This is a genomic window from Streptomyces sp. NPDC003379 (assembly GCF_053589195.1).
Genome location: NZ_JBSFRK010000028.1, coordinates 1 through 11,462 on the forward strand (window position 1 = coordinate 1; position 11,462 = coordinate 11,462).

Sequence of the window (11,462 nt, forward strand, 5' to 3'; positions counted from 1 at the left end):
CCCCTCCCCGCCCCCGCGGGCCCCCCCCGCCCCGGGCGCGGGGGCCCCCCACTTGCGGCGGGCGCCCCCCGGCCGCCCCCCCCCCACAGCAGTGGGGGGAGTTCAGGTGATCACCTGAACTCCCCCCACTTGTGGTGTGTGCGACGGCCCGGCTGGGTCACCCGGTCGTGCCGTCGGGCAGGATCCGGCGGAAACCGGCGTACGAGACGAGTGCCTCGGGCAGTTCGACCGAACCGTCCGGCCGGGCGCCCTGCTCCAGGAGCGCGGCCACCGTGCGGCCGATGGGCAGCGCCGAGCCGTTGAGGGTCGCCGCGTGCTCCTTGCGGCCGTCCGCGGTGCGGTGGCGGATGCCGGCGCGGCGGGCCTGGAAGGTGCCGCAGTCGGAGACGGAGGAGATCTCGCGGTAGGAGCCGCTGCCCGGCAGCCACACCTCGATGTCGTACGTCGTCCGGGCCGAGAAGCCGAGATCGCCCGCGGGCAACCGCACGACCCGGTAGGAGAGTTCCAGACGCCGCAGGCACTCCTCGGCGTGCCCGAGCATGAGTTCCAGCTGCGCGGGCGCGTCCTCGGGCGCGCAGACGCGGACCAGCTCCACCTTCTCGAACTGGTGAAGGCGCAGGATGCCCCGGGTGTCCCTGCCGTACGCCCCCGCCTCGGCGCGGAAGCACGGGGTGCGCGACGTGAACGCGTACGGCATCTGGCGGGCGTCCAGGGTCTGCTGGGCGAGCAGGTTGGTCAGCGGGACCTCGGCGGTGGGGATCAGGAACAGTTCGCGGTCGCCGACCTGGGTGGCGAACAGGTCCTCCTCGAACTTGGGGAGCTGGCCGGTGCCGGTCATGGTGTCGCGGTTGACGAGGAACGGCACGGAGTGCTCGGTGTAGCCGTGCTCGCCGGTGTGCAGGTCGAGGAAGAAGTCGGCGAGCGCGCGCTCCAGGCGGGCCCCGGGGCCGCGGCTCACGGTGAAGCGGGCGCCGGAGAGGCGGGCCGCGGCCTTGCCGTCGAAGATGCCGAGCCGTTCGCCGATGTCGGCGTGGTGGCGGGCGTCGGACGCCTCGCACGGGGGCGGGCCGCCGCGGCGCACCTCCACGGCCTCCTTCTCGGAGTCGCCGTCCGGCACCGTGTCGAGGGGGATGTTGGGGATGGCGAGGACGAGGTCGGCGAGTCTCTTGCCCGCTTCCTTGGCGGTGGCCTCGGCCCGCTGGACCTCCGTGCGCAGTGCGCGGGCCGCCTCCTTGTCCTGCTCGGAGGGCGGTCCTGGCCGGCGGTCGCGGGCCGCGCGGTTCATCTCGGTGCGCAGCCGGGTCACCTCGGCCTGGGCGTCGGCGCGGCCGCGGTGGGCCTCGTCGAGTGCGGCCACGTCGAGGTCGTAGCGGCGGCGGGCGAGGCGCCGCACCGCGTCGGGCCCGGACGCGATCAGTTCGCGCGGATCGTGCATGGCTTCTCCTGGGGTCGGGGCTGCGGTGGAGGGAGTAAAGGGGGATGAAGGGGGCTGGGAAGCGCCGAGCCGCCCCCCTGGCGGGGGGCGGCTGCGGCTCCCTGCCGGGGCAGGGGTCGGGGGAGGGATGGGAGCGGGTCCGCTCCGGTGTTCACGCGGGGGCGAGGGCCAGGACGGTGTTCTGTCCGCCGAACCCGCAGGAATTGCTGAGCGCCAGATCGATGGGCATGGAGGTCGCCGAGTACGCGAGCTTGATGTCGACGTCCCGGTCCGGCATGACCAGGTTGGCGACGGGCGGCACCAGTTCGTGCTCGATGCTCAGCAGCGTGAACGCCGCCTCCACCGCGCCCGCCGCCCCCAGGAGATGCCCGGTCACGCCCTTGGTCGAGGTGACCAGCGGATCCCCCTGGAGGGTCCGTTTGATCATCCTCGCCTCGGCGACGTCGTTGAGCGGCGTCGAGGTGCCGTGGGCGTTCACGTGCTGGACGTCGTCCGGGTCCGCCCCGGCGTCGGCGAGGGCCGCGCGGACCGCCGCCTCCACTCCGGCGCCGTCGGGATGCGGCGACGTCATGTGATGGGCGTCAGCGGTGGCGCCGTAGCCGATGATCCGGCCGTGCTGATGCGCCCCGCGGGCCCGGGCGTCCTCGACGCGTTCCATGACGAGGATCCCGGCGCCCTCACCCGCGACGAAGCCGTCCCGGTCGGCGTCGAAGGGACGCGAGGCGACCGTCGGGTCGTCCTCGCGCCGGGACAGGGCGCCCATCTGCGCGAACCCGGCCATCACCAGCGGAGTGATCATGGCCTCGCTGCCGCCCGCCAGGACGACGTCACAGCGGCCGAGGGCGAGCAGGTCCCGGGCCGTGCCGATGGCCGTCGCCCCGGAGGCGCAGGCCGTGGCCACCACCAGGTTGGGACCCGTCGCCCCGAACTCGATGGCCGTCTGACCGGCCAGCATGTTCGGCAGCTGCATGGGCAGCAGCAGCGGCGAGACCCGGTCGGCGCCCTTCTCCCGCAGCACGTGGTGCTGTTCCTCGACCGTGCCGGGACCACCGTCCGCGCAGCCCAGCACCACCCCGACCCGGGCACCGTCCCAGGTCAGCGGGTCGAGCCCGGCGTCCGCGATGGCTTCGCGGGCCGCGACCAGGGCGAACTGGACGAACCGGTCCAGGCGGAGGGCCCGGCGGGCCGTCAGCAGCGCTTCGGGGTCGAAGCCGGGCACACGGCAGGAGATCCGCACCGGGTTGTCCGCCAGTACGGGATCGAACGCCGCGCCCGACCGGCCCTCGCAGACCGCCGCCCAGCTCGGCCCGACCCCGATACCGCCCGGGGTGACGAGGCCGAGCCCGGTGACAGCGATGTCGATGCCGGCCATCAGACCTTCGCGCTCCTCGTCTCCATGAGCGCCACCATGTCGGCCACCGTCTCGGCCTCCAGGAGGTCGTCGTCGCTGACGTCTATGTCCAGTTCGGACTTGAGCAGCAGCGACAGCTCCACCACGGCGAGCGAGTCCAGCTCGATGTCGTCCCTGGTGGCCTCCGGAGTGATGGCCTCGGGGGACACCTTGAGCTTGTTGGACAGGATTTCCTTGAGCTGCTCCAGCATGACGTTCCCTTTCGGAAGGCGTACGCCCTGTGCGGCGTACGGGTCTTGAGGAGGTACCGCCCGGCGCCGGTGGGCGTCAGACGGACTGCACTTCGGGCCAGACGAGCGTCGCGGCCCCCCAGGAGAGCCCGCCGCCGAACGCGGTGAGCAGCACCCGGTGCCCGGCCGTGAGCCGGCCGTCGGCGGCGGACTGGGACAGGAGCAGCGGAAGCGAGGCGGCCCCGGTGTTGCCGACCTGCTCGATGTTGCTGAGCTGCCGCTCGGCGGGGATGCCGAGCCGTTCCGCGACGGAGTCGAGGATGCGGGCGTTCGCCTGGTGGGCCGCGAACCGGTCCACGTCCGCCAGCCGCCAGCCGGACAGCTCCGCCGCCTCCCGCGAGGTGGCGGTCATCCGCTCCACCGCGTGCCGGTAGGTGTCGCGGCCGAGCATCCGGAAGTACTGGTCGCCGGGCTCGGGCACGGTGCCCGACGAACGCTGCCGGGAGCCGCCGGCCGGCACCTCGATGAGGTGGCTCAGCTCGCCGTCGCTGCCGAGGACCAGCGGGCCCACCGCGCCCGGCTCACCGGCGTCCCCGGCTCGCAGGACCACGGCGCCCGCGCCGTCCGCGAAGATCACCGCGGTGGTGCGGTCCTCGGGGTTGACGATGGTGGTGAACGCGTCGGCCGCCACGAGGAGCACCCGCTCGGCCATCCCCGAGGCGATCAGCCCCGACGCGGTGGCGAGCCCGTAGAGGAACCCGGAGCAGACGGCGGCCACGTCGAACGCCGCCACCTGCCCGAGCCCCAGCCGGGCGGCCACCGTCGGCGCGGTCGCCGGGCACGGCTGGTCCGGAGTGGTGGTGGCCAGGACGACGGCGTCCACCTGTTCGGTGTCCGCCGACTTCAGCGCGCGCAGACCGGCCTCCACCGCCAGGTCGGAGGTGGCGGTGCCGGGCGAGACCACGTAGCGCTCGGCGATTCCGGTGCGGGAGCGTATCCACGCGTCGGAGGTGTCGAGGCGCCGCGAGAGCTCGTCGTTGGTCACCAGGTTCGGCGGCACGTAACCGCCGATGCCGCAGATCACCGCCGACCGGCCGAGTGGCCGGGCCGCGCCGCTCATGCGCCCGGCTCCGCGCCGCTGAGGACCTCGACGGGCAGCCCCATGTACGCCATGCGGGACTCGGCCATCTCATCCGTCCACTGCTCGGCCATGTCGTAGCGCTGCTCCGGGGTGGTGTCGAGCATCCTTACGCCGGGCCAGATCTCGTAGTCGCCGATTCGGTCGGCGTGGTCGGCCATGCCCTTCTGGAACAGCTCCTCGCGGTGGATGACGAACTCCCGGTCGGGGATCTCGTCCCAGAGCTTCACCCCGGCCCGCAGGATCTCCATGAGGCGCGGGCGGTACTCGGGGTGGGCGACGACGTGGTCGCGCAGGATGGTGCTTGCCACCGTCAGATGGCGGATCTCGTCGATGGCGGTGCCCCGCGAGATCTCCCCGGTGGCGGGGGACAGCGGGGTCCACTTGCGCTCGCTCAGCTCGGCGGCCGGGGCGAGCACGCCCTCGATGACGATGGCGAACACGGCGACGCCGCCGGCGAAGTCGGCCTGGTCGCGGACGATGTCGAGGGTGAAGTCGACGACCGGGTCCAGGACCCGCTCACGGTAGTCCGCGGCCATCTCGTCGATGTCCTTGAGGAGGGTGCCCGCGGGGTGTCCCAGCTCCACCAGGTGGTTGCGGAAGACGCGGGCGTGCCGTGCCTCGTCGATGAGCTGGGTGGCGTAGAACTCCATCTCGGGCACGCCCGGGGCGAGCGCCACATAGTGGCCGAGCAGCCGTGTGGCGATCTCCTCGGACAGGCCGCGGAAGCCGAACTCCAGGACCAGCGCGTCGCGCAGCGGCCCCGGCGCCTTCAGGAAGTCGGGGACCGTCGCGTCCGCGTGGTGCCCGGTCTCGCCGCGGTCGCGCAGGGTGCCCTGGGCGACGGAGGTGAACCAGTAGGCGAGGTCGCAGTCGTCGGGTCCGAGGGTGAGTTCCTTCGCGCCGTCGAGCAGGCCGGGCGCCTTGTCCCAGTCGGCCTCGGGGGCCACAGAACCGGTCATGATGCCGATGTCTCCTTCGTGGTGCGGGCGGGATGCAGGGCGCCTGCGACGAGGTCGCCCGCGTAGCTGAACAGCGGGGGCCGGCTGTCGGCGGTGGCGCGTACGACGTAGCCGAGCAGCACCTCGCCGTCGCCCGCCCGGTGCGAGGAGTGGACCCGGCACGAGTAGTGGGCGAGCGCTCCGGTCAGGCGGGGCGCGCCGGCGTACGAGTCGGCCGTCCAGGACGTGCCGGCGAACTGGGCGCTGCCGTCGGGCCGCGAGCTGTCCGCGAACCACCGCGCCAGTTCGCCCTGTCCGCCGTCCAGTACGTTGACGACGAAGCGCCCCTCGGCCGCGGCGAGCCGCGCGAACGACGAGCCGGGCCGCAGGGCGACCCCGATGAGCAGCGGCTCGCGCGAGACCAGCGTGACCGTGCTCGCCGTGGTGCCGTGCAGCTGCCCGGCGTGGCCGACGGTCAGCACCGACACGGGCGACGCCAGGTGATACAGCGCCCGGCGGCGCTCCGCGGGGTCCTGGCGCACCGGGCGGCGCAGCGTGGTGAGGGTGCTCATCGCAGGGCCTCCTCACGTGAACGGGCCGCCGGGACGGGCAGTTCGACGATGTGGCCGACCGGCTCCGGGTCCTGGGTGTGACCGACCGGCTTGGGGTGGGCGAGCCCGAGGTCGTCCAGGAGCCGCAGATAGCCGCTCTGGCGCACCGGCTCGAAGGGCAGCGCGAAGGACTTCATGAAGTTGCCGAAGAGGCCGCGGTCGCCGAAGAGATGGAAGGGCAGCACGAGCAGCGCCCACTCGGGACCGATCAGCCAGCACCAGGCCGCGGCCACCGCGGCCTGCGTGATGAGGCTGTGCATCACGTTGTAGAGGACGTAGTACACCTTGGAGATCGGCTTCCCGCCGCTGCGCTTGAAGGCGATCGCGCCGGGGATGTAGCCGATCAGGTCGATGTAGAGGAAGAGCGCGACCGCCGGGATCCAGCGGATCTCGCCGATGTGGGCGATGAGCAGCCCGGTGGAGACCGCGAAGCCCACCAGGTACTCGGCGCGGTGCAGGGAGAACGTCTTCGGCGTCTCGAAGGGATTGGCCTGGTCCATGGTCAGCTCCTGGCAGGGGTCTCAGGCGCCGACGGCGGCGGGCTGCGACAGTTCCATGCCGCCCGCGATCCGCGTGCTCGGGAAGAGACCGGTCAGCGCCCAGGCGACGGTCTCCTTGATGACCCGCTCGGCGATCGGGTCGAGGATGCCCTCCAGGCTCGGGATGCCGAAGTCGAAGTCACCGTCGAAGCGCACCGCGACGTCGTCGCCGTCCTGCGTCAGGGACCACACGCCGACGAAGGAGTCGAAGTCGCCGTCGGACTGCTCGAAGCGGATCACGCCCTGCTCCGGCAGGAAGACGTCGTCCTCGGTCCAGCGCAGCAGACCGCTGCGGAAGTGCAGTTCCCAGCTGGAGCTGCACTTCTCGGCGGGCAGCGTGGCGTGCACCGTGGTGGAGTTCACGTGAGGGGCCAGGTCCGGGTACTTCTCCCAGCGCATCACGGAGTCGAAGACCGTGGAGACCTGCTCCGCGGGGACCACTGCTTCCAGTTCTACGTGCCGCACGATCAGTTACCGCCTTCCGGCATGGTGGCCGCGCCGCGCACGAGGTCGCGGGTGGCCAGGTCGAAGGAGTTGAGGAGGAACTCCACATCGGTGTCGCTGAGGATGGCGGGCGGCGTGAACCGCACCACCGAGCTGCCATTCATGGAGTGGTTGGCGACCACGCCGTGGTTGAAGAGCTCGATCAGCAGCTCGCCGGCGAGACCCGCCTCGACGAGCTCCACGCCGATGAGCAGGCCCTGGCCGCGCACGTCGACGACGAGTTCGGGGATGTTGCGGTACGCGATCTCGGCGATCCGCGGCAGCAGCGCGGCGCCCAGGTCGGTGGCCCGGGTGACCAGGCGCTCCTCCTTCATGGCCCGCACGGCGCCGCGCACCGCGGCCATCAGGAGGGGCTGCCCGGAGAAGGTCGAGGTGTGGACGTAGGGGTCCTTGTCGAAGGGCCGGAACGCCTTGCGGGTGGCGATCGCCGCGGAGACCGGCAGCACACCGCCGCCGAGCGCCTTGCCGGCGAGCAGCACGTCGGGCTGTACGCCCTCGATGTCGGCGCCCCACCACTCGCCGAGGCGGCCGAAGCCGGACTGCACCTCGTCGAGGATCAGGAACCCGTCGTGCTCGCGGACCAGTTCCTCGACCCGCTTCAGATAGCCCTTGGGCGGGATGATGACGCCGCCCTCGCCCTGGACGGGCTCCAGGATGACGCAGACCTCGCCGGGGTGGGCGGCCAGCTCGGCCTCCAGGGCGTCGGTGTCACCGAACGGCAGGTGCTGGAAGTCGGGGATCAGCGGCCGGAACGGCTTCTGGTAGACCTCCTTCGCGGTGGCGGACAGGGCGCCGAGCGTCTTGCCGTGGTAGCCGCCCCGCATGGAGATCGTCCGCTTGAAGCCGCCCGCGCGGGCCAGCTTCAGGCCGGTCTCCACGGCCTCGGCGCCGGACAGCGAGAAGTGCACGCGGTCCAGGCCCTGGGGCATGACGGAGACCAGGGCCTCGGCGGCGCGGGCCACTGTCGGTTCGAGGAGGATGCGGGTGGCGGTGGGGTGCGTGCGGAGCTGGCGCTCCACCTCCTCCATCACGATGGGGTGGCGGGCGCCCATGATGAACACGCCGTAGCCGCCGGTGTTGAGGAAGCGCTCGCCGTCGCTGGTGGTGAGCCAGGCGCCTTCGGAGGCCACCTCCATGTGGCTGCCGAAGAGTTCGGCGAGGGTGGCCCTGCCCTTGCTCAGGTGGGCGCGGTACAGGCCGAGGACCTCCGCCTCGGTGTCGGCCGCGGAGGCCGCGGAGGCCGCGGGCGCGGGGGTTTCCTGCGTTATGGTCACGGATCTCTCACTCCAAAGGAACGGGTGCGGGCGGGGCGGCGGTCAGGCGAGGACCAGCGGTCCGCCGTCGAAGTAGCGCAGGAGCGGCTCGGCGGCGGCGCCCCGGCCGGGCGGGTGGAAGGCGAGCGCCGTGGAGGCGGCCGCCGCGAGGGCGTGGTCGGAGCCGCGGATGAAGTCCAGGCCGCCGAGGAGCTCCAGGGAGCGCGAGGTGATGCGGGGCAGCGCGTTCTGCACGGCGTAGCGGGCGACGAGCACCCGGGCCACCGACGCCTCGTCGCCCGGCTCGGGGCCGATCGCGCGGGCCACGCCCTCGAGCAGCGCCACGGCGGCCTCCAGCTCGACCGCGAGGGCGGCCCGCTCCTGGACGTTGCCGCGCTCCCGCTCCTGGACCTGCTCGACCAGGGCGGCCGCGCTTCCCAGGTAGCCGGCGGTGATGAGCATCTCGAACCAGACGAATCCGGCCGTCTGCAGATCGTCCAGGCGGCGCGGATCGTCGGCCCCGGCGCGTACGACCATGTCCTTCGGTACGAAGACGTCCTCCAGGCGCACCTCGTCGCTCTCGGCGCCGGCCAGCAGTTCGTTGCCCCAGAAGGGGCGGACGGTCAGGCCGGGCGCGTCGGAGGGCACCAGGGCGAGCGCCAGTTCGGGGTCGCCCTCCAGGCCGTGGATGGCGATGCTCGCGGTGAGCAGGCTCATCGAACGGGAGAGGCTGCACGGCTTCTTGGCGCCGGACAGCAGATAGCCGCCCTCGACCGGGCGGGCGGTCACCGCGGGGGTGAGGATGTTCTGCTCGGTGCGGCCCTCGGCCCAGCCGGAGGCCATCACCTGCTGGTCCGGGACGGCCCGGCGCAGCAGATCGGTCTGCGCGTCGGTGAGCCGGCCCTTCTCGACGGCCAGCGAGTAGAGCATGGCGACGGTAAAGTGGTGCATGGACACGGCCGCGACGAGGGAGGGCGACAGGGAGCCGAGGGCCAGCTGGGTGTGGAGGGCGTCCAGCGGCCCCGCGCCGTGCCCGCCGAACCTCTCGGGTATCAGCAGGCCGACCCCGCCGTGGATGCGGAAGAGGTCGATGATCGGGCTGCCGGGCTTCTCCCGTTCGGTGTAGGGGATCTGCTCCAGCTCCTTGAGCAGACCGGGGTGGTAGCGCTCGCAGACGGCCCGAGCGGCATCGAGGGAACGCACGTCAGAACCTCCGAAGGAGAGGGGGCGGAATGGGTCAGTCGTCGAAGGCGCCGAAAACCGCCTGGTAGGGGCTGACGTCGCGCGCGATGCTGACGCCCTGCACGTGGGAGGTCTTGAGCATCGGGTAGTTGGCCTCGCCGAAGGCGCCGCCGGTACGGCCGGTGCCGCCGTGGCTCGGCAGGTACGGCAGGAAGCCGATGTGGGAGTCGTTGACCTTCAGCAGGCCGCCGTTGACGACGCGGCGCACGAAGGTGTCGATGACGTGGTCGGAGCGCGACCACAGGGAGTTGCGCAGCCCGTACTCGTTGGAGTTGACGAACCTGAGGAAGTCCTCCAGGAGCGCGTCGTCGTTGTCGGCCTCCGGCACGATGACGGGGATCAGCGGGAAGAACGTCTCCTCGCGTACGACGTCGTAGGTGCGGGCCCGGTCCAGGCCGTCGACGCGTACGACGGTCGGCTGGAGGAAGACACCGGTCTCCGAAGGGGTGCCGTCGAGTTCCGTGCGGTTGCCGCCGGTGACCAGCTCGGCGCCGTTGTCCAGGGCCTGGCGCAGCAGCCGGAAGAAGCGCTCGCTGCGGCGCACCGGGGAGAGCAGGACGTCCTCCTCCTCGGGGAAGCCCGGCTTGATGGCCTTGACCTGCTCCTTGACCTCGGCGATGAGGGCGTCCGCGACCGCCGGGTGGGCCAGTACGTAGTTGGGCACCATGCAGATCTGGCCGGAGCCGAAGAACGACTCGGTGATGGCCTCGGCCGCCCACTTCACGTCGGCGTCCTTCCACACCACGATGCCGTCGTTGCCGGCCAGTTCGAGGATGGGCTTCTTGCCGTTGGCCACGCAGGCCTGCTCGAAGCGCAGGCCCTCCTGGCTGCCGCCGATGTAGAAGATGTCGTTGATCAGCGGGTCGGTGACCCAGCGGTCCATGGTCTGCTTGGGGTTGCTGCACACCGCGTTCAGGACACCCGGCGGGGCGTCGAACTCCTCCAGGAGCGGCGCGACGATGTCCCGCAGCAGCCACATGGTGGACAGCGCGATGCTGCGCGGCGCCCGGACCACGACGGCGTTGCCGGCCATCAGGGCGAGCACGGAGAGCGCGGCGCTGGGCAGCGGGGCGTTCTGCGGCGGGTTGAAGGCGACCACGCCGTCCGGCTGGCGCTGGAGGATCAGCTTGCGGCCGCCGTACTCCTTCTCGACGCGCATCTGCTTCGTGTACCAGCGCAGGCTGCCGGGGGCGTAGATCTGGAGCAGGCAGCTCAGCTCCCAGCGGGCCAGCTTCACCGGGTGGGATTCGGCGACCAGCATTTCCAGGAACTCGTCCTGGTGCTTGATGAGTTCCTCGCGGAAGCGGGTGCCGAGGCGCATCCGCCGCTCCTGCGGGACGGCCGCCCAGTCCGGCGCCGCGGCGGCGGCGGCCTGCGTGGCCAGGTCGATGGCGGAGTCGTCGGCGATCGCGCACCGTCCCACCACATAGGGGTGGTTGGCCGCGTCGGATTCGGGGTCCTGCTCCAGTGTGCGCTTGAGGCTCACACTGGTGAAGACGTCTTCCAGCAGGGAACGCCCGCTGACGGTGTAGACCCACCCGTCACCCGCGACGTCCTTGCCCGCGATATAGAGGTCGTAGCTCTTGAGTCCGGAGCGTGCCGGAGCACTTTCCTCCTGTATGGCGCCGCGCAGCATTATCAGCCTTTCGGGGTGGGGGTTCTCCGAGTGGATTCCGATCTGGCGATCTGGTGAGCTCTTGTTTCGAAGCATCTCGATCGTGGCAGTCCGATCTGACCCGGCGCTGACGCCGTACTGATCGCCGGTTCCGAACTGATTGAGCCAACCCCCGAAGCGATGCGCGAAAGGGGGACTGAGTGGCGGGCCCAAGTGGTACGCGCGCGACGTCAGTGGGGCGTCAGCCGCCGTTGCTTACATGGCTCCATGTCTCCCGTACACATGACACTTCAGCAATTCAGGGAACTGCCCCGGCCAGAACTCGCCGAAGAAATGGAGCAGCTCCTCGTGGCCAAGTTCCGGGCGAGTCTGCTCATGGACGAGACCGAGGACCTGCCGCTCGACATCAGCTACTTCGACCTCGGTCTCACCTCGCTGAAGCTCACCGAGATGAGGCAGACCCTGGAGGGAATCCTCGACCTCTCCATCAACGCGAACGTGCTCTTCAACGAGCCCACGGTCGGCCGGCTCCTCGACTATCTCGTCGACGCGGTCAGTGATTCCTCGCACGCGACAGCCGGCGCGACACCCGGCACCAACTGA

Annotated in this window: 12 protein-coding genes; 1 reads left to right on the top strand and 11 read right to left on the bottom strand. The window is 71.5% G+C overall.

Annotated elements, in window-relative coordinates:
* Positions 1-157 precede the first annotated feature (157 nt).
* The 11 genes from serS to ACWDVB_RS25635 form a co-directional block, all read right to left on the bottom strand.
* Positions 158-1,435, bottom strand: coding sequence for a serine--tRNA ligase (gene serS / locus ACWDVB_RS25585; protein ID WP_451519591.1), 1,278 nt, complete (start codon positions 1,433-1,435; stop codon positions 158-160).
* Positions 1,436-1,586: 151 nt separating this feature from the next.
* Positions 1,587-2,807, bottom strand: a complete 1,221-nt coding sequence (locus ACWDVB_RS25590) for a beta-ketoacyl-[acyl-carrier-protein] synthase family protein (protein ID WP_451519592.1) — start codon at positions 2,805-2,807, stop codon at positions 1,587-1,589.
* Complete coding sequence (locus ACWDVB_RS25595; protein ID WP_055530471.1) at positions 2,807-3,037, bottom strand: acyl carrier protein; 231 nt, start codon at positions 3,035-3,037, stop codon at positions 2,807-2,809. The genes ACWDVB_RS25590 and ACWDVB_RS25595 overlap by 1 nt, the downstream gene beginning before the upstream one ends.
* Positions 3,038-3,113: 76 nt before the next feature.
* Positions 3,114-4,136 carry a beta-ketoacyl-ACP synthase III gene (locus ACWDVB_RS25600; RefSeq protein WP_451519593.1) on the bottom strand — a complete coding sequence of 341 codons (1,023 nt, stop codon included), beginning with the start codon at positions 4,134-4,136 and terminating at the stop codon, positions 3,114-3,116.
* Complete coding sequence (locus tag ACWDVB_RS25605) at positions 4,133-5,116, bottom strand: VlmB-like protein (RefSeq protein ID WP_451519594.1); 984 nt, start codon at positions 5,114-5,116, stop codon at positions 4,133-4,135. Before ACWDVB_RS25605 ends, ACWDVB_RS25600 begins: the two co-directional genes overlap by 4 nt.
* Positions 5,113-5,667 (bottom strand): flavin reductase family protein, encoded by a 555-nt coding sequence (locus tag ACWDVB_RS25610; protein WP_451519595.1) that lies wholly within the window; start codon positions 5,665-5,667, stop codon positions 5,113-5,115. The genes ACWDVB_RS25605 and ACWDVB_RS25610 overlap by 4 nt, the downstream gene beginning before the upstream one ends.
* Positions 5,664-6,206 carry a hypothetical protein gene (locus ACWDVB_RS25615; RefSeq protein ID WP_451519596.1) on the bottom strand — a complete coding sequence of 181 codons (543 nt, stop codon included), beginning with the start codon at positions 6,204-6,206 and terminating at the stop codon, positions 5,664-5,666. Before ACWDVB_RS25615 ends, ACWDVB_RS25610 begins: the two co-directional genes overlap by 4 nt.
* Before the next feature lie 21 nt (positions 6,207-6,227).
* Positions 6,228-6,710: an SRPBCC family protein gene (locus ACWDVB_RS25620; RefSeq protein ID WP_451519597.1), complete on the bottom strand. Its 483-nt coding sequence runs from the start codon at positions 6,708-6,710 to the stop codon at positions 6,228-6,230.
* Positions 6,711-6,712: 2 nt separating this feature from the next.
* A complete protein-coding gene (locus ACWDVB_RS25625) occupies positions 6,713-8,023 on the bottom strand; it encodes an aspartate aminotransferase family protein (RefSeq protein WP_451519598.1) in 1,311 nt (436 codons plus the stop codon).
* 42 nt (positions 8,024-8,065) lie between these two features.
* Entirely contained in the window at positions 8,066-9,205 is a 1,140-nt protein-coding gene (locus ACWDVB_RS25630; protein WP_451519599.1) for an acyl-CoA dehydrogenase, read from the bottom strand.
* Between the two features lie 34 nt (positions 9,206-9,239).
* A complete protein-coding gene (locus tag ACWDVB_RS25635) occupies positions 9,240-10,880 on the bottom strand; it encodes an aldehyde dehydrogenase family protein (protein ID WP_451519600.1) in 1,641 nt (546 codons plus the stop codon).
* Positions 10,881-11,141: 261 nt separating this feature from the next.
* Here ACWDVB_RS25635 and ACWDVB_RS25640 point away from each other — a divergent pair, with 261 nt between their 5' ends.
* Entirely contained in the window at positions 11,142-11,462 is a 321-nt protein-coding gene (locus ACWDVB_RS25640; protein WP_451519601.1) for an acyl carrier protein, read from the top strand.

Bases quoted from the DNA above. Each gene is read 5' to 3' on its own strand.
- serS (WP_451519591.1), bottom strand. From the start codon at position 1,435: ATGCACGATCCGCGCGAACTGATCGCGTCCGGGCCCGACGCGGTGCGG.
- ACWDVB_RS25600 (WP_451519593.1), bottom strand. From the start codon at position 4,136: ATGAGCGGCGCGGCCCGGCCACTCGGCCGGTCGGCGGTGATCTGCGGC.
- ACWDVB_RS25615 (WP_451519596.1), bottom strand. From the start codon at position 6,206: ATGGACCAGGCCAATCCCTTCGAGACGCCGAAGACGTTCTCCCTGCAC.
- ACWDVB_RS25640 (WP_451519601.1), top strand. From the start codon at position 11,142: ATGACACTTCAGCAATTCAGGGAACTGCCCCGGCCAGAACTCGCCGAA.
- ACWDVB_RS25595 (WP_055530471.1), bottom strand. From the start codon at position 3,037: ATGCTGGAGCAGCTCAAGGAAATCCTGTCCAACAAGCTCAAGGTGTCC.
- ACWDVB_RS25610 (WP_451519595.1), bottom strand. From the start codon at position 5,667: ATGAGCACCCTCACCACGCTGCGCCGCCCGGTGCGCCAGGACCCCGCG.
- ACWDVB_RS25590 (WP_451519592.1), bottom strand. From the start codon at position 2,807: ATGGCCGGCATCGACATCGCTGTCACCGGGCTCGGCCTCGTCACCCCG.
- ACWDVB_RS25635 (WP_451519600.1), bottom strand. From the start codon at position 10,880: ATGCTGCGCGGCGCCATACAGGAGGAAAGTGCTCCGGCACGCTCCGGA.
- ACWDVB_RS25605 (WP_451519594.1), bottom strand. From the start codon at position 5,116: ATGACCGGTTCTGTGGCCCCCGAGGCCGACTGGGACAAGGCGCCCGGC.